We start from the raw sequence: 18144 nt of genomic DNA on the forward strand, positions 1-18144 counted from the left end.
CATCTGCTACACTTAACTGATAAATACCTCTCACTTTTATTTATTAGTTATTTAATTCGAATTTTAGGCATTGAGCTTTAAGGTTCGAGGTGCAGTTATTGCACCAAACTAACAAATCCGTTCAAACTAGATAGTTAAATGACTATCGATAAATTGGAGAATACCCAATGGCTTTAATCAGTATGCGACAACTTCTGGATCATGCCGCTGAGCATGGTTACGGTGTACCCGCGTTTAATGTAAATAACCAAGAGCAAATGCGCGCAATTATGGAAGCGGCTGATAAAACAAACAGCCCTGTTATTGTGCAAGGTTCTGCGGGCGCACGTGCGTATGCCGGTGCACCTTTTATTCGTCATATGATTTTAGCGGCAGTTGAAGAATGGCCACATATCCCCGTGGTTATGCATCAGGATCACGGTACATCACCGGGTGTATGTCAGCGTTCAATTCAGTTAGGTTTTTCATCAGTAATGATGGATGGCTCGTTAATGAGCGATGGCAAAACTCCGTCAAGCTACGATTACAACGTTGATGTAACACGTAAAACAGTTGAAATGGCACACGCATGTGGTGTTTCAGTTGAGGGTGAGCTAGGTGTATTAGGTTCACTTGAAACCGGTGAAGCGGGTGAAGAAGACGGCGTTGGCGCTGAGGGTAAACTTACCACAGAGCAAATGCTAACGAATCCAGAAGAAGCGGCAGATTTTGTAAATAAAACCCATGTTGATGCGCTGGCTATTGCCTGTGGTACATCACACGGTGCCTACAAATTTACGCGTCCACCAACCGACGATATTTTAGCGATTGATCGTATTAAAGAAATTCATGCGCGTATTCCAAACACGCACTTAGTAATGCATGGCTCGTCTTCTGTACCACAAGAGTGGTTAGAAGTGATTAACCAATACGGTGGCGAAATTCCTGAAACATACGGTGTGCCAGTTGAGCAAATTGTTGAAGGTATTAAATACGGTGTGCGTAAGGTAAACATTGATACTGACTTACGTTTAGCATCTACCGGTGCGATTCGTCGTCATTTGGCAATGAACCCATCGAACTTCGACCCACGTAAGTTCTTAGCCGCTGCAACACAAGCAATGACTGACATTTGTATTGCCCGTTACGAAGCGTTTGGTACTGCGGGTCAAGCAAGTAAAATTAAGCCAATTTCATTGGATGAAATGCACCTTAAATACTTAAGCGGTGAGTTAAATCCAAAAATAAAATAATGAGCCAATAACGGCGATACTCTCGCACTCATTATAAAAAGCCAGTTGCTTACGCACTGGCTTTTTTGATCTGTGGGGGATCAGTATTTTACCTAGTTATTAATTTGGGATCACTCGATTACTAACTTGTCATATCTGGGATCATTACTTTACTAAGTGAAGGGCTTAAAGTGACGCATTTTGTACTTTTAAGTGTCGAATATCATAATAAATGGATAAAAATCACACAGTAAATCATTGGTTTAGCTTTGTTAGTGGGTAAAATAGTGATCCGAAAAGGGATCTGCTTAATAGAACTCTGATCCTTGTATTTAAGATCATAATAAACCTGATCTAAATAGGTGCCGACTTTTATTATTAAGCCTAAAAATAGCTGCTAGTTAGTAATTTGATGATCCCAAGTTAATATCATAAATAGGCCTTTAATAACGACTCACTTTACTGCAAACCACTTTTTTATTTACTGCTCAAGATGATAAAAATATGACATATTCAATTTTTTGTTACTATTTTGTGTTTTTTTTAGTTTCATTTTAATTTAGACGTTACACTTTAATAAAAATGTCATACTTAGTCATAATAATGAAACCTACTCAATAGCCTAAGAGATAAATTGGAATGTCACGTAAAGTATTAGTCGTTGATGACGAAGCACCTATCAGGGAAATGTTGGTTTTTGTTTTAGAACAAAATGGCTTTCAAGCCATTGAGGCAGAAGATTATGATTCTGCAATAGCCGCAATGGTTGAACCTTATCCAGATATGGTGTTACTCGATTGGATGCTACCTGGTGGTAGTGGAATTCAAATTGCTAAAAAATTCAAACAAAATGAACACACACGCCAAATCCCTATCATTATGCTGACTGCTCGCGGCGAAGAAGAAGACAAAATACGCGGTTTAGAAGTGGGCGCTGATGATTACGTTACTAAGCCGTTTTCACCTAAAGAGTTAATGGCGCGTATTAAAGCAGTTATTCGCCGAGTAGCACCTACCTCTTTAGAAGAAGCAATTGAAGTGCATGGCCTGCGCTTGGACCCTATTTCGCATCGTGTTACCTCAGGGGGCAGTGAGCTTGATATGGGGCCAACCGAATTTAGACTGTTACACTTTTTTATGACCCATCCAGAGCGTGTTTACAGCCGTGAGCAACTGCTTGATCATGTATGGGGCACGAATGTGTATGTTGAAGACAGAACCGTAGATGTTCATATTCGTCGCTTGCGTAAAGCGATTGCTACGCTTGGACATGACCGCTTAGTACAAACGGTACGCGGAGCTGGTTATCGCTTTTCGAGTAAACTATAGTGTGCTTACAATTAAGCTTACTTAGTTAAGTAGCAATCTATTAACCTAGTTCAGTCAACTTGTCTGCTAGCGTTTATAAGGTAAAGAGCGTGTATGTATCGAGTTATTAACAAGCAGGCGCTAACAAAGCGGCTGTTTGTCTATTTTATACCTTTACTTTTAATTGGGGTGCTTATTGATGCCCCATTTTTGATGTTGTTTTTGGGCGCTTTTTCGCTACTTATGTGGCATTACCATCAACTTTATCGGTTAAGTGATTGGCTGCATAAACAGCGCAGTTTTAACCCACCAGAAGGTGAAGGGTCGTGGGAACAAGTATTTGAAGGCATCTATCAGCTGCAACATCGTAATCGTAAAAAGCGTAACGAACTGGCAGAGCTGATACGCCGTTTTCGTGACGGTGCTGAGGCGGTGCCTGATGCCGTTGTTGTATTGCAAAACGATTTATCAATTGTGTGGTGTAATCAACTTGCACTCAAAGTGTTAGGGTTACAATGGCCGGTTGATCATGGTCAGCGTTTAGATAACCTCATTCGCGATCCTAAATTTGCTAAATATATGCGCCGTAAAGAGTTTAGTGATGCACTGGAGCTTGAAAGTGGCCACAGTGTAGAACAAGTACTTGAGTTTAGGGTGATGCCTTATGCTAACACTCAGTTATTGGTGGTAGTACGTGATGTCACCCGTTTAAAGCAGCTTGAGCAGATGCGTAAAGACTTTGTTGCTAATGTCTCTCATGAGCTCAGAACCCCTTTAACGGTTGTTACCGGCTACCTTGAAATGCTCGACAGTGATTCGCTCCCTCCGCCTGCAATGTGGAATAAGGCACAAACTACCATGCTAGAACAATGTAAACGCATGGATAGTTTAGTGAATCAGTTACTTTCGTTATCACGTATTGAAGGCGCAAAACGCCACAGTAATGATAAGGCAGTAAATGTACCGCAATTGCTAAAACTGATTGAAATTGAAGCACAGTCTATAAATCAAAATAAAGGCCATCAACTTATTTTTAATATTGATGCGTCACTTGATATTACCGGTGCTGAGGATGAGCTCAGAAGTGCGTTTTCAAACTTAGTATTTAATGCCATTCATTATACTAAGCCAGGTGGTAAAATTGAGGTGTGTTGGCAGCGCAACAATGCACAGGCATGTTTTAGTGTTATCGATAATGGTGATGGTATTGCACCAGAGCATATAAATCGCTTAACTGAGCGTTTTTATCGGGTCGATAAAGCCAGAAGCCGCACCACAGGTGGCTCAGGATTAGGCTTAGCAATTACTAAACATGTACTTACTCGCCATGGTAGCCAATTAAAAATTAGCAGTGAACTGGGTAAAGGCTCCTGTTTTTCTTTTGCGTTTTCAAGCGATAGGCTGATCTCTATTCCGCCATTAGTGACGAGTAATACTGCTAGTCATAAAAGTGTCATTTAAGAGTCACACCATTGTCATGTACTCACTTTAGAGTGAACCGCAGTTAGGAAATGGGACGAACAAACTGGAGAACCCCAAAATGAAATTTAAAAACTTAGTTGCCGCAATGGGTGTGGCTGTTACAACATTTGTATCTGCGCAAGCAGTAGCATTAGAAGACGGTATGCCTGAGTATCAAAAAATTAGCGGTGTATCAGGTAACTTTTCATCGGTAGGGTCTGATACGTTAGCCAACATGATGACCTTTTGGGCTGAAGAATATAAGCGTATTTACCCAAATGTAAATATTCAAATTCAAGCGGCAGGTTCGTCTACTGCGCCACCAGCACTAACAGAAGGTACGGCAAATTTAGGTCCAATGAGCCGTGCTATGAAGTCGAAAGAAATTGAAGCATTTGAAAAGCGCTATGGTTATAAGCCAACACAAGTACGTGTAGCAATTGATGCATTAGCGGTATTTGTTCATAAAGATAACCCAATTGAAGGGCTACGTATTGACCAAATCGATGCTATTTTCTCATCAACACGTAAATGTGGCGCACCAGAGCAAGTAAACCGCTGGAGTGATGTTGGTCTAGAAGGTGATTGGGCTGCAAAAGACGTGCAATTATATGGACGTAACTCAGTATCAGGGACTTACGGTTACTTTAAAAAGAAAGCCTTATGTAAAGGCGATTTTCGTAATAACGTGAACGAGCAACCGGGTTCAGCTTCTGTTGTACAGTCAATTTCAGCATCACTAAATGCCATTGGTTATTCTGGCATTGGTTATAAAACATCGGGTGTGCGCACTGTTCCGTTATCTAAAAAAGGTACTAACTTTGTAGATGCCACGCTTGAAAACGTAGCTCAAGGTAAATACCCACTTTCACGTTTCTTATATGTTTATGTAAATAAACACCCAAATAAGCCACTTGGCCCAGTTGAAGCTGAGTTTTTAAAGATGGTACTTTCGCAAGAAGGTCAAAAAATTGTAGAAAAAGATGGTTATGTGCCACTTTCTGCAAAGCTAGTTGAAGTTGAGTTGAAAAAGTTAGGCTTAAAATAAACCGCTAATAATTAAAAACCGCTCAAATGAGTAATGCGGATCGTTTAAGTTAATTGAACGATCTTTCAGAGGCTTCATAATAGGCTACAACAAAAGTTGTGGCCTATTTTTATGTCTGAATTTATTAAAGAATTACACCTTACTACTGAGTTTAGCCAAGATCGTGATATTGATTCGTTTACTAAGCATATTCCCCTTGAGTGGATTGAAGCAGCCGTTACTCAAACAGGGAGAGCCTCTGTGCGTAAACGACGTTTCCCCGCCGAGCAAGCTGCTTGGCTTGTATTAGGGATTGGTTTATTAAGAAACCGCTCAATATCTGAAGTCTGTGACAAACTAGAGCTCGCTTTTCCTGACGCTAAAGGAGAGCTTCCACCATTGGCGACGAGCAGTATTATAAAAGGGAAAGAAAAGCTAGGCGCAGCGCCTATGAAACACCTTTTTAAACATACAGCAACGCAGTGGGAGCAGTCGCAAACTTTTGATGACGTGTGTGGTTTAAAGCTGCTCAGCATTGACGGTACACAATTTAAAACTCAAGATACACCGAGTAACCGTCACTTTGGCTATGCTAAATCGACAACAAACTTCCCCTCAGTACTTGCTGTGACCTTGATGTCGACAAGAACGCATTTAATATCCGATGCAGCGTTTGGCCCCATTACTCAAAGTGAAATTCATTATGCTCAACAGCTTGTTGGCTCAGCACCTGAATATTCATTGACGCTATTTGATAGAGGTTTCTTTTCGGCTGAACTATTTACGAGCTGGCAAGGCGTTAGCGAAAATCATCATTGGCTTACGCCCATCAAAAGCAAAATGCGCTATGAAATAACGGAGTCATTTAGCGATTACGACCACTTAATAACAATGCCTATTTCACCACAAGCTAAGAAATCAGCCCCTTACCTAGGTGATACATGGCAAGCAAGGCTTATTCAAATTCCGACACCTAAAGGGGAAATAAAAGGGTTCATCACCTCATGCGTCTGTCCAGAAAAGTACCCGCTGAAAGCGCTACTCGATGTGTATTGGCAACGATGGGAAATAGAGCGAGGCTATGGTGAGCTCAAGCAATATCAACTATCAAATAAACCAGCATTACGGAGCCTGAAACAGGAAGGTATTTATCAAGAGCTCTGGGGTATTCTGACATCATATAATATCGTGAGACTTGAAATGGCAGAGATGGCTAAAGCCCATAAAGTTGAGCCATTACGCATCAGTTTTATTAACGCATTATACCTCATACAAGACGAGTTTTTATGGTGTTCAGGTCGAAGCCCAGGGACAATCCCTAAAAAGCTAAAAGAACTACGTGAAAACGGTAAACGGCTAATATTACCGGAGAAAAGAAAGCGAAAAGCTTATCCGCGAGCGGTGCTGGCAAAGACACAAAAATATCCGGTTAGATATAAACGAAAAAACACCACTCGCTCTTAAACGAGTGGTGTTACTCAAATGAGCGGTTTTTTTTGGTTTACAATTTATGCCGATTGATATTAGTCAGCTTTACTTAAGTTTTCAGCTTGTACTTTGCATTGATTATACGCTTCGATGCACTTAGATGAGCAAACCTGTGACTTAAGGCTGTCGGTGGTTGTTTGTTGTTCACAGCTGGTTTCGCATTGATAACTTTGCTGAGCACATTGATTAAGTGCTGGATTACCCGCCTGGCTCTGGCAGCCAGCAAGAACTGCAAACGAAAAAGCCACGAGGCTAGTTTTAATAAAAGTTTTCATACTTATCCTTAAAGTGAGGCTACACCAGTATTAAACTTCAACCTGTATATTGTCGATTAATCTAACACTTCCTAAAAAGGCGGCAGCTAAAATAACAAATCGTGTATCTTCGAGTGTAGCAGCTTTTAATGTATCTCGTTGAGCTATCGAAAAATAATCTGGTTTTAGCCCTGCGCTTTCTAAAGTCGCTTTAGCATCAGCTTCAAGAGTAGCAAACGCTTTATTTCCGCTTTTTAGTTGCTGCGCACAGTGATTTAAAGTATTGAATAAAATCGTAGCGGTTTGCTTTTCATCACTTGATAAATACCCATTGCGTGAGCTCATGGCAAGGCCGCTAACTTCACGCATCGTTGGCACACCAATAATTTCTACTGGTATCGACAAATCACGGGCCATTGTTTTAACAACTTGCAGCTGTTGAAAGTCTTTTTCACCAAAGCAGGCGTAATCAGGTTGGACTAAGTTAAATAGTTTAGTGACAACTGTTGCTACACCTTTAAAATGACCAGGACGTGAGCCGCCGCAATAGCCCATCGAAATACCTGGTACATCAACAAAACTTTGCACCCCTAAGCCATTTGGGTAAATAGCCTCTACACTGGGGATAAACAAAATATCCGTTTCAAGATCGGCTAAACCTTGTTTATCGGCATCTAAGGTACGCGGATAATTGTCTAAATCTTCGTTAGCACCAAATTGCATCGGGTTAACAAAAATACTAACAACGACTTTGTCGGCCAGTGTTTTTGCTTTTTCTACCAACGAAAAGTGGCCGCGGTGCAGGTTACCCATAGTAGGTACTAGTGCAACACTTAAACCCGCTTGGCGCCAAGCTCTTATTTGACTGCGTAATGATTTAATTTCAGTGATTGACTGCATTATTTAAACTCGTGTTCAGCGCTTGGAAAAACGCCGCTTTTAACATCGTTACAATACTTTTTAACAGCGGCAGGCATGTTGCCTGTTTCGAGTAAAAAGTTTTTTGAAAATTTAGGAATGTAGCCTGCAGAAATGCCGACTAAATCGTGCATAACCAAAATTTGACCATCGGTTACATTGCCCGCACCAATCCCTATAGTTGGAATGCTTAATGAGTCAGTAATACGTTTTGCTAAGGCACTTGGAATACACTCAAGCACGAGTAGTTGAGCACCCGCTGCCTCTAATGCTTTTGCATCGGCAATAATTTTTTGTGCTTGTACTTCTTCACGGCCTTGAATTTTAAAACCACCAAATACGTGCACAGATTGTGGCGTAAGCCCTAAATGCCCACACACCGGAATACCTTGTTGAGTGAGTGATTTAATGCTGTCATGTAGCCATTCACCGCCTTCAAGCTTGATCATGTTAGCACCTGCGCGCATCAACTCTGCGGCATTTTTACAGGCATCATTTGGATTTGCATAGGTCATAAACGGTAAGTCGGCAATAACAAATAGGTCACGGCTTCCAGCACGAACACAGCGAGTATGATACGCAATTTCTTGGTTTGTTACAGCGAGTGTGTCATCGCCACCTTGTAATACCATTCCCAAAGAATCACCGACTAAAACAACTTCAACGCCATTCTCATGAAATAACTTAGCAAAACTGGCATCATAAGCTGTTAACGCAGTGATTTTATTACTTTCAGCCTTCATTTTATTCAAAGTTGAAACGGTTATTTTAGACATAATATTCTCGCAGACAGTGGCCTTAATTAATTACCGTGGTAATTGTTGTAAGTCGTTAAGCGGTAGGTTATTTGCTATCTGTTTGATAGATACGCCGCATGGTAAAATAAGTTCGGGTGCAATTTCTTGCAGCGGGTAAACAACAAATTCTCTCTCGTTTAACCCGTAATGAGGCACCGTTAAACGTTTAGTATTTATAACCTGTTTACCAAATAATAAAATATCAATATCCAGTGTGCGTGCGCCCCAGCGCTCAGCTTTTCTGACTCGACCATGTTCTAGCTCTATGGCTTGGGTTAAATCGAGTAGTTGCTCTGGCTCAAGTGAAGTGTTGATACAGGCGACTGCATTCACATAATCAGGTTGATCTTGTGGTCCCATAGGCTTGCTCGCATAATAATGCGAGCAGGCTATAAGTTCGCTGTTTGGCAAGCTTTTAAGTGCAATAACAGCGTTATCAAGTTGTTTTTTAGGGCTGTTAAGGTTTGCTCCTAAACCCAAATAGACACGTTGCATTATTTACTCAGCTGGCTTTTTAGTAGTACGACGACGAGGTCGCTTGCGTGGCTTTGGGCCACCTTGATGACCAAGCTCTCGCACCATTTCTTTTTGGCCATTAATATCTTGACCTAAGTACTGTGTCCACCACTGTGCCAGCTCTGTATGCTCAGTTTCACCAGCATCAACACGCAATAGTAAAAAATCATAAGCGGCTTTAAAGCGCGGTTGCTGTGTTAAACGATAGGCACGTTGGCCTGCACGTTTATCTAAGCGTTGTTGAATATGCCAAATATCACGAGCACCTAACGTAAAGCGTTTTGGTACGGCAATATGTTGGGCATTCTCACTCAGTACTTTATTAATTGCTTGAGCAAATGCATCGTATTCTGAGAGTTGCTCTTGGCGTCTAATTTTTTCAGTACGTTCAATCAGCGGGAACCACAGTAATGCTGCAAATACGAATGCAGGAGTGACTTTTTTATCTGAATTAATACGGATGTCAGTGTTTGCAAACATTTGCTTGATGAAGGTTTCTTCAAGCCCGTCTGGGTTTTTATCTAAAATCCGGTCAAGTTCTGGGAACAACGATTTAAATAAACCGTACTGACGCAGCATTATAAAGTTTTGCTGTGCTTTGCCGTTTAAAAATAGCTTGAGTATTTCTTCAAATAAACGCGCTGGCGGAATATTATCAAGCAAGCTCGCTAATTCGGTAATCGGCTTTTCGCTTGCTGGCGCTATTTGCATATCTAACTTGGTGGCAAAGCGCACTGCGCGAAGCATACGCACGGGGTCTTCACGATAGCGTGTTTCAGGATCGCCAATTAACTCTATTTGTTTTGCCTTTATGGCCGCTAAACCATTGGCGTAATCATAAATACAAAAATCATTGATTGAGTAATATAAGGCATTGATTGAAAAATCACGGCGCTCGGCATCTTCTTCAATGCTGCCAAATACGTTGTCGCGAAGTAGTTGCCCATGTTCGCTTGATTGGCTAATTTGATTTTTATCTTCTTGTGCTTCGTGATGGCCGCGCATGGTGGCCACTTCAATAATCTCACGACCAAAAACAATGTGCGCTAAACGAAAGCGGCGGCCAATTAAACGGCAGTTACGAAACAGTTTTTTAACTTGCTCAGGGGTTGCATTGGTTACAACATCAAAATCTTTAGGTTGTTGGCCTAACAATACATCGCGAATGCAACCACCAACTAAGTAGGCATCATAGCCACCATCTTTTAGGCGATAGAGTACTTTGATTGCATTTGGGCTAAATTGTTTGCGAGAAATACCATGCTCACCTCTAGGGATCACTAACGGCTCACTGCTGATTGCGACATTTTCGTTATTGGCACTTGGGCCAATAATTTGTCGACAAAATTGAAAAAGCTTGGAAATAATAGTCTGTCTCCTAGAGAAGCGGTTGATTTACTCGCCATTGCAATCAAAATCACAGCAAGTATTCGCTTAAAGCGTTATTTTTACTGTTTAATGTAATTAGCATATATTTAGGCGGCTATCATATACCAGCAAGGTAAAAAAATTAAGTTGCAGCACTGAAATTAAGCCATTTTTAACGATTTTATTTGAATTAATTCCACGTAATACGTAAAGGGAGGTTAAATCTGTATTTCACGCTTAGCAGGAACAAGGCTTAAGTTAAAATGCGCCACGGCCCAAGCGAGTAATTGTTCGCAGGTTAAATCCATTAGTTGCTCATGTATTGGCAAGCCTAAAAATTTAAATACAGCTATTAAAGTGGGTTTTGGATTTTGTTTGCAAATTGCAGGGGCATAATTTTGCTTAGACAGTTTAAACCCTGGTTTTGCTACCGCTAAAGGTAAATGAGCAAATTCTGGAATAGGGTTATTAAGTTGCTTAAACAGACTGATTTGACGGGCGGTAGGTTCAAGTAGATCAGCGCCTCGTACAATTCGATTGATCCCTTGCTCAATGTCATCAATAACCACCACCAGTTGATAGGCAAATAAACCGTCGCTACGTTTTATAATGTAATCTTCATGGGCCAGAGCAGGGTCAACGTCAATACGCCCCTGAATAAGGTCGTTATAAGTCACGGTTGCATGGCATTGAGTTAAGCGAAGGGCATGACCCTGTTCACTGAGTTGGCTGTGTTTACATTGCCCTTGATAAATACCGCCGAGGGCTTTTATTTGCTTACGAGAGCATTGGCAGGCATAAATAAGGTGTTGTTTTGACAGTGAGTTTACTGCATCTTGATAAATAGTAAGACGCTGTGTTTGATACACAACGTTTTCATCCCAATTGAGGTTGTAGGCTTCTAAGGTATTTAGGATATCGGTGGCGGCGCCTTTTACAACGCGAGTGGTGTCTATATCTTCAATGCGTACTAACCATTTCCCTTGGTTAACTTTTGCATCTAGGTAGCTACCTACAGCCGCCACAAGTGAGCCAAAATGTAACGGCCCCGAAGGAGACGGTGCAAATCGGCCGCGATAGTCAGATACTTGCGCGGTAACGGCTGTAGAAGACATGGCTATAACTTAATTAGCCGCGTCCAGCTTGTTTTTCTTTAATTTCGGCAAGTGTTTTACAGTCTACGCATAAATCAGCAGTAGGACGTGCTTCTAAACGACGAATACCAATTTCAATACCACAAGACTCACAAAAACCAAACTCGTCTTCTTTAATTAAGTTGATTGTTTTTTCAATTTTCTTAATTAATTTGCGTTCGCGGTCACGAGTACGAAGCTCTAATGAGAACTCTTCTTCTTGTGCTGCGCGGTCAACGGGATCAGGAAAGTTAGCTGCTTCGTCTTGCATGTGTGACTTAGTACGATCAACTTCGTTTCGTAAATCATTACGCCAAGTTTCTAAAATTGTTTTAAAATGAGCACGTTGTGCTTCATTCATGTACTCTTCACCCGGTTTTTCTTGGTATGGTTCTAAACCGGCTTGAGCCAATAAACCATGTCTTTTTTGGTCTGGCATAACTCTCTCCTAAATCCTTAATTTAATGCCTCAGCATTAGCCGGCGGTATAAATAGCAGAAACTCATACCCTAGGCAAATTTATTTTTAAATAATCGAATTAGCTTCAACCCTGTTTACTCATATTAAAGTAGCAAAAGCAGTGTTTATATTTTTTATTACAGTATCGGTTTATAAACTGGCGTTGTTATGTGGGCAAAAATAATAAAAACAACTTATCTTTTACTTTTCGGATAAGTATTTTTTGGGCGTGGCGAAATACCAACGCTTAAATGCGCTCTTTTTACTCAACAAATGCTACTTTCTCAATTAAAGTAACTTCACTGGCAGAAATATGGGCTTTATAAGCTAATACTTCTACGCCTTGCTCAATGGCCTCGCTAAGCAATTGTGCATAGGTTGGATCAATATGCACCGCAGCACTGACTTGTGTGATGCCTTGGTGCAGCACTGCAAATAGTAATACCGCTCGATGCCCTTGTTTGACCATGTCGATTAATTCACGAATATGCTTTTGCCCACGAACAGTTTGGGCGTCAGGGAAGTAGCCTTGACCGCTTTGTGGACGATCTTCGCTCAGCAGCGTGACTGATTTAACTTCAACATAACAATTGGCTTTGCTGCTGTGGGTAAGTAAAAAGTCGATGCGGCTGTTTTCACTGCCATACTTCACTTCACTTTGTATGTGTTGATAGCCTGTAAGCTCATCAATAACCCCATTATTAAGTGCTTCTTCGACCACTTTATTGGCAACGGCTGTATTTACACAAATAAGTTGTGATAAGTTATTTTGCGTCAGCTCTAATGACTGCGGGTACTTTCGCTTAGTATTACTGCTGGTGGAATAAAAGGCAGTAAAACCGGCATCGGCACAGCCCGTCATCTTACCCGTATTAGCACAGTGAGCGGTAAAAGTAGTGCCATCACTGAGCTCTAAATCAGCTAAAAAGCGTTTGTAACGTTTTAATAACGTAGCAGATTGTAATGGCGGGGTGTACTTCATTAATGACTTCCTTTTATAACCAGAATTCAGGTTAAGTAAAATAAGACTTTACGGACTATTTGAGGTTATTTACCGCAAGCAGTTGGGAACTTAAGCGCGCTATAGTAAACTCAACCACACATTTAAGTGCAAGGATATTCTAACATGAGTGAAAAATTTGTTGTTCAATTAAGCGAGCAATCGGCACCAGGGCATTGGGGCGAAAGTGCGTCACTATCTTTTAACGAACACGGCGCAACGGTTCATTTATCTGAGCAAGAAACATTAAAAAATGTGCAAAAAGCGGGTCGTACTATTGCCAGCCAAGGCATTAAAAGTGTTGTGCTTGAAGGCGATGTTTGGTGTACAGAGAGCCAATGGGCTTTTTACCAAGGCTTTGTATCACCAAAAGTACTAAACGGTGTTGAGTTTGTTGATAACGCACAATCTGATCTTAAAGAACTCGCTGATTTAAAAGCATCGGCAACGTGGGCGCGCGAAATGATCAATGGCACCGCCGATGACATTTACCCAGAAAGCTTGGCTGAAAAAGCCGCTGAATTTATTCAATCACTGGCACCAGAGCATGTTAGCTATCAAATAATAAAAGGCGATGCACTATTAGAACAGCAGTGGATTGGTATTCATGCCGTTGGTCGTGGTAGTGAGCGTCCGCCAGTATTACTTGAGCTTGATTACAACCCAACTGGCGATGAGAACGCACCGGTAAGCGCAGCACTTGTTGGTAAAGGTATTACGTTTGACTCAGGTGGTTACTCAATTAAACCAAGCGAAGGTATGTTGGGTATGAAGTGCGACATGGGTGGTGCAGCAACGGTAACCGCAGGTTTGGCACTGGCAATTAGACGTGGCGTAGAAAAGCGTATTAAACTGTTTTTATGTTGTGCTGAGAACTTAATTTCCGGTCATGCATACAAACTAGGTGACATTCTTACTTACAAAAATGGCACAACCGTTGAAATTGTAAATACCGATGCTGAAGGGCGTTTAGTATTAGCTGATGGCCTAATGGCGGCAGGTGAGACAGGCGCTCCACTTATTATTGATGCGGCAACCCTTACAGGTGCCGCCCTTGTTGCTGTTGGTCAAGAGTACAACGCATTGTTTGCCCTTGATAAAGAGCTAGTGCGTGAAGTGGAAGACTTTGCGTCACAAGAAATGGAAGCCGCATGGCCATTACCACTTGAAAAGTGGCATCAACAAAACTGCCCATCGCCGTATGCGGATACAGCAAATAGCCGCGCCCAAAAAGGCGGTGGTTTCGGTGGTGCATCTAACGCCGCTGGTTTCTTATCTCGCTTTGTGCCAAACGATGGCAAAGGCTGGGTACACATCGATTTAGCTGCTGCATTTAATATGGGTGGTAGCACAAGTCAATGGGCTTCAGGTGCAACTACACAAGGTATGCGCACCGTAGCACGCACCCTACTTGAAAAGGCATAATCTACTGAGATTACGCATTAGTTAAAAAATAGGTACCTTAGGGTGCCTATTTTTTTATCCGTCAAACAAGCAATTTTGTTTTATTTACGGTAAAATCTTTCGCCATTACGTGTTTGGGCATCTATTTTTATTTAAACCTCGCTCAAATATTATACATACCACTGGGATCCTTATTATGTCAGAAAAGTGCTATATCACGGCTCAACAATTACTTGAAGATTCATTCCGCGTAGCGGCACAAGTGTATAAAGATGGCTTTCGTCCAGATTTTATTATTGGTATATGGCGCGGTGGTGCTCCAATTGGGATAGCTGTTCAGGAATATTATGATTACAAAGGCATAGAAACGGATCACATTGCGGTTCGTACCTCGTCTTATTACGGTATTGGTAAGCAATCAAAAGAAATCAAAGTACATGGTTTACACTACATAGTTGAGAACGCAAATGCTGGTGACTCTTTACTGATTGTTGACGATGTTTTTGACTCAGGTCGTAGTATTGTAGCGTTAAAAGAGAAGCTTTCTGAGCTAATGCGTTTAAACTTACCACGTGATATTCGTATTGCTTGTCCATACTACAAGCCAAAAAATTCAAAAGTTGATACAGTGCCTGATTACTACATTCATGAATCTGAAGAATGGTTAGTATTCCCGCATGAATTATCAGGTTTAACGCCGGATGAAATTATTGAAGGTAAATCTGATTTAGCTAAAATCCACGATATTTTACTTGAAAAGTAAACGTGATTTTGCTCAATAAAAAAGGCCTTAATGGCCTTTTTTATTGTCTTTAAAGCTGTGCAAAGCTATCTACATAGTCACTTAATTTAGGAATATCGACAGCTTGTAGTCCTTGTGTGCTTCTTTGCACTAAGTTTTTCTCTACTAACTCACTCACTACACGCCTGTATGCACGCTCAGTGGTTGCAAAACGCTCAGCTTCTGCATTTACCGTAGGGTAAGCACGTAATAAAGTGGGATTGTTATTCTCTGCACGTAATAAGCAGTCTTTGGCAATATTGTAGCTCAACGGCAGTAACAGCTTATCTAAATTAATTTTTTGATTTTCTTGAAACTTAGCCGCAATCGTTTGCGCCGTATATAAGCTTAGCTCGGGTTTGTCGAGCAATAATGCGCGCCAATGTTTTAATTCAATCAAGTTGTACGTGACATCACTAAAGCAGGTTACCGTGTAAATGCAGGGGTTATTATTAAGTGCTTCAATTTCGCCAATTAGGGTATTGTTACAGTCGAGTTGGCCAAGAAGCAGGCGCCTGCCATTACCTACATCGTAACTAAACGATACAGTTCCACTTCGCACTAACACCAACTTAGTTAACGGTTGGTCTTGCTGTATTAATATTTCTTTTTTTGATTGCTGAAAACTACTGCCGGCAAACGTCAGCAGTTGATCAACAAGGTAACTGGAAAAATGGTATTGAAACATCAATCATGCTCTTCGGACAATTGTCCTATTTATTACACCTTAATGACGATAGCATTAAGATTAAGAATTTATGCTAACTTGCCCACGCCGTTAATATAATTAACAGCGTTAAATGACCTTCATTCTTCCGTGTAATGATTAAAAATTGTGGTATTAACCAGTATATTTTAAGGTTTTATTGGTAAGTTAGCTTTTTTATTTTAACTACTGCGTAGCGTAGCTTAATAATGTACTAAAATTTAACGCGTAATACTAACCTAAAGCCTAGGAGAGAACAATTGAGTTGGGAATATTTAGGTTATTTAGCATCCGTCTTATTAGTCATATCATTAACCATGACTGATGTAACCAAACTACGTTGGTTTAATTTATTGGGCTGTATTGCGTTTACTTTTTACGGTGCGGCTATAGGCTCAATGCCGGTGGCTTTTACCAACGGCTTGTTGGCTTTGGTTAATATTTATCACATTATTAAGCTATATCGTCAGTCAAAAGTTGATACAAAAAAGGGTTAACGCAAGTTAACCCTTTTTTGTTTTTAATTACTCAGCTTTTGTAGCGTCTTTTTCGTAGCGTAACGTACCCGCAATCCACGTTTGCAGCACCTGAGTTTTGTATAGCTGCTCAATGGGGACTTTAAAGTAATCTTGATCAACCAGTATAAAGTCAGCCCATTTACCTTGCTCTAAACTCCCTAGCTTAAACTCTTGATGCGCTGCATACGCGCCGCCAAGGGTAAACGCATGTAATGCATCTTCTCTGCTTAACACTTCACTGGCGCGCCAACCATTTTCAGGCAATTGATTATGATCCATACGTGTAATGGCAGAATATAAGCCATCAAACGGATTCGCCAACTCGACAGGGTAATCAGAACCCGCTGCAATAGTCGACCCCTGCTCTAAGAATGTTTGCCAAGCGTATGCGCCTTTGAGTTGTTTATCGGTTAAACGCTGCTCTGCCATATGCATGTCAGATGTAGCATGCACAGGTTGCATTGATGGAATTATTTTCAGGGTTTTAAAGCGCGGTATATCCTCCGGCGAGACTATTTGTGCATGCTCCATGCGATTACGCAGTAGTATACCACCGGTTTGCTTAAATACATTTTGATAGGCATCGAGCACAATTTTATTTGCTCTATCACCAATTGCGTGGGTATTTGCACTAAACCCGCTTTTAAAAGTGAGTGTAAATAATTGTTCTAGCTTTTGTTGGGTTTCAAGCATTAGGCCAAAGTGGTTTGCTCTGTCTGCGTATTCTTCAATAAGCGCGGCACCGCGTGACCCTAAGGCACCGTCAGCGTAAATTTTTACACTGCGAATAGATAAAAAATCTTGAGCATCTTGATACCGACCCGCTTTAAGCATCATGTTTAAATCTGGGCTTGCTGCACTTAACATCGCTACAATTCTAAGCGGTAATGTACCTAACTCAGCGCGCTGTTTATAAACTTGCCACGTGGTTTTATCAATACCTGCATCGTGTGTTGAGGTAATGCCTAAGCTTAACAAATGTTTACCTGCGGCATCTAATGCATTGCTAACCGATTGCGCAGACGTTGCAGGCATATGCTGGGTAACCAAGGTCTCTGCTTTATCTATAAAAATACCGGTTGGTTTGCCAAACTCGTCTTTTATAATTTCTCCACCTGCTGGGGCTGGTGTGTCAGCGTTAATATTGGCAAGTTCTAATGCTTTTGAGTTAACCCAAATGGCGTGACCATCTACTCGCGATAAAATAACAGGGCGATCGTTAACGACTTTGTCTAAGTCAGCGGCCGTAGGAAAGCGAGTATTTGACCATAGCTCTTGGTTCCAGCCTCGACCAATGATCCAACCTTTTTTACCTTTGACAAATTCCTTGAGCTTAGCAGTTATTTCATCGACTGATTTTGCACCGCGCACATCAAGCTGTGACAAATTATTACCAAGTCCGATGACATGTCCATGGGCATCAATGAGCCCTGGGAGTAGTGTTTTGCCTTTCGCGTCAATTAGGGTTGCGCCCGGAAAGCTATTTTTCAAGCTGTCTGGACCTGTTTTAACTACTTTGCCATCTTTTATGACTAAGGTTGTAAATGTATTTACTTCGCCATGGCGCATTTTTCCTTTGTATAAAGGGGTGTAGCCATTGGCATTATATATTACTTTCGTTTGTGCAATTGCCACACTAGATAAGGCGCAGAGGCTTGCTAGTAATACCGGTTTAATTAATTTATTGAGTTGCATAAGAGGTATGTTGTTATTATTTGTACTATCACAGTAGCAAACTCAAATTTAGAATACCAATAGCATAATTTATTAAGCGTCGTATAAGTCAGCTTTTAGC

Annotated in this window: 18 protein-coding genes; 8 read left to right on the forward strand and 10 right to left on the reverse strand. The window is 41.1% G+C overall.

The features are described from left to right. The first annotated feature begins 167 nt into the window (after positions 1 to 167). The 5 genes from fba (at position 168) to BG00_RS06950 (ending at position 6471) form a co-directional block, all read left to right on the forward strand. Positions 168 to 1232 carry a class II fructose-bisphosphate aldolase gene (gene fba, locus BG00_RS06930; protein ID WP_008111197.1) on the forward strand — a complete coding sequence of 355 codons (1065 nt, stop codon included), beginning with the start codon at positions 168 to 170 and terminating at the stop codon, positions 1230 to 1232. A gap of 618 nt (positions 1233 to 1850) precedes the next feature. Next, positions 1851 to 2540: a phosphate regulon transcriptional regulator PhoB gene (phoB, locus tag BG00_RS06935; protein ID WP_013465747.1), complete on the forward strand. Its 690-nt coding sequence runs from the start codon at positions 1851 to 1853 to the stop codon at positions 2538 to 2540. Positions 2541 to 2633: 93 nt separating this feature from the next. After that, entirely contained in the window at positions 2634 to 3980 is a 1347-nt protein-coding gene (phoR, locus tag BG00_RS06940) for a phosphate regulon sensor histidine kinase PhoR (protein ID WP_036981454.1), read from the forward strand. Positions 3981 to 4059: 79 nt separating this feature from the next. Beyond that, on the forward strand, positions 4060 to 5028 hold the full coding sequence (locus BG00_RS06945) for a PstS family phosphate ABC transporter substrate-binding protein (protein WP_013465745.1): 969 nt from the start codon (positions 4060 to 4062) through the stop codon (positions 5026 to 5028). 111 nt (positions 5029 to 5139) lie between these two features. After that, positions 5140 to 6471, forward strand: coding sequence for an IS4 family transposase (locus tag BG00_RS06950; protein ID WP_036979639.1), 1332 nt, complete (start codon positions 5140 to 5142; stop codon positions 6469 to 6471). A 59-nt stretch (positions 6472 to 6530) separates the two neighbouring features. On the opposite strand, the gene BG00_RS06955 is transcribed toward BG00_RS06950, so the two are convergent. The 8 genes from BG00_RS06955 to sfsA form a co-directional block, all read right to left on the reverse strand. Beyond that, positions 6531 to 6770 (reverse strand): hypothetical protein, encoded by a 240-nt coding sequence (locus BG00_RS06955; RefSeq protein ID WP_036981457.1) that lies wholly within the window; start codon positions 6768 to 6770, stop codon positions 6531 to 6533. Between the two features lie 30 nt (positions 6771 to 6800). Next, positions 6801 to 7649, reverse strand: coding sequence for a pantoate--beta-alanine ligase (gene panC, locus BG00_RS06960; RefSeq protein WP_016900475.1), 849 nt, complete (start codon positions 7647 to 7649; stop codon positions 6801 to 6803). Further along, entirely contained in the window at positions 7649 to 8443 is a 795-nt protein-coding gene (gene panB / locus BG00_RS06965) for a 3-methyl-2-oxobutanoate hydroxymethyltransferase (protein WP_036981459.1), read from the reverse strand. Before panB ends, panC begins: the two co-directional genes overlap by 1 nt. Positions 8444 to 8473: 30 nt before the next feature. Beyond that, positions 8474 to 8959 carry a 2-amino-4-hydroxy-6-hydroxymethyldihydropteridine diphosphokinase gene (gene folK / locus BG00_RS06970; protein WP_036981460.1) on the reverse strand — a complete coding sequence of 162 codons (486 nt, stop codon included), beginning with the start codon at positions 8957 to 8959 and terminating at the stop codon, positions 8474 to 8476. Positions 8960 to 8962: 3 nt separating this feature from the next. After that, positions 8963 to 10261: a polynucleotide adenylyltransferase PcnB gene (gene pcnB / locus BG00_RS06975; protein ID WP_036981462.1), complete on the reverse strand. Its 1299-nt coding sequence runs from the start codon at positions 10259 to 10261 to the stop codon at positions 8963 to 8965. A gap of 305 nt (positions 10262 to 10566) precedes the next feature. Beyond that, positions 10567 to 11463 carry a tRNA glutamyl-Q(34) synthetase GluQRS gene (gene gluQRS, locus BG00_RS06980; protein ID WP_036981464.1) on the reverse strand — a complete coding sequence of 299 codons (897 nt, stop codon included), beginning with the start codon at positions 11461 to 11463 and terminating at the stop codon, positions 10567 to 10569. A gap of 13 nt (positions 11464 to 11476) precedes the next feature. Next, positions 11477 to 11920 carry an RNA polymerase-binding protein DksA gene (gene dksA / locus BG00_RS06985; protein ID WP_013465738.1) on the reverse strand — a complete coding sequence of 148 codons (444 nt, stop codon included), beginning with the start codon at positions 11918 to 11920 and terminating at the stop codon, positions 11477 to 11479. A gap of 282 nt (positions 11921 to 12202) precedes the next feature. Further along, positions 12203 to 12922, reverse strand: coding sequence for a DNA/RNA nuclease SfsA (gene sfsA / locus BG00_RS06990; RefSeq protein WP_036981466.1), 720 nt, complete (start codon positions 12920 to 12922; stop codon positions 12203 to 12205). Between the two features lie 144 nt (positions 12923 to 13066). On the opposite strand from sfsA, the gene pepB reads away from it, so the two are divergent. Continuing rightward, positions 13067 to 14365, forward strand: coding sequence for an aminopeptidase PepB (pepB, locus tag BG00_RS06995; protein WP_036981468.1), 1299 nt, complete (start codon positions 13067 to 13069; stop codon positions 14363 to 14365). A gap of 175 nt (positions 14366 to 14540) precedes the next feature. Then, the gene (locus BG00_RS07000) at positions 14541 to 15107 is read left to right on the forward strand and encodes a phosphoribosyltransferase (protein ID WP_008111161.1); all 567 of its coding nucleotides are present in this window, start codon (positions 14541 to 14543) and stop codon (positions 15105 to 15107) included. Positions 15108 to 15156: 49 nt separating this feature from the next. On the opposite strand, the gene BG00_RS07005 is transcribed toward BG00_RS07000, so the two are convergent. Beyond that, positions 15157 to 15813: a Crp/Fnr family transcriptional regulator gene (locus BG00_RS07005; protein ID WP_013465733.1), complete on the reverse strand. Its 657-nt coding sequence runs from the start codon at positions 15811 to 15813 to the stop codon at positions 15157 to 15159. Between the two features lie 278 nt (positions 15814 to 16091). On the opposite strand from BG00_RS07005, the gene BG00_RS07010 reads away from it, so the two are divergent. Further along, positions 16092 to 16328 (forward strand): YgjV family protein, encoded by a 237-nt coding sequence (locus BG00_RS07010; RefSeq protein WP_036981470.1) that lies wholly within the window; start codon positions 16092 to 16094, stop codon positions 16326 to 16328. A 27-nt stretch (positions 16329 to 16355) separates the two neighbouring features. On the opposite strand, the gene BG00_RS07015 is transcribed toward BG00_RS07010, so the two are convergent. Continuing rightward, on the reverse strand, positions 16356 to 18044 hold the full coding sequence (locus BG00_RS07015; RefSeq protein WP_036981471.1) for an amidohydrolase: 1689 nt from the start codon (positions 18042 to 18044) through the stop codon (positions 16356 to 16358). Between the last annotated feature and the right edge of the window lie 100 nt (positions 18045 to 18144).

It is taken from the genome of Pseudoalteromonas sp. SCSIO_11900 (assembly GCF_000576475.1).
Classification (GTDB): Bacteria; Pseudomonadota; Gammaproteobacteria; order Enterobacterales; family Alteromonadaceae; genus Pseudoalteromonas; species Pseudoalteromonas tetraodonis.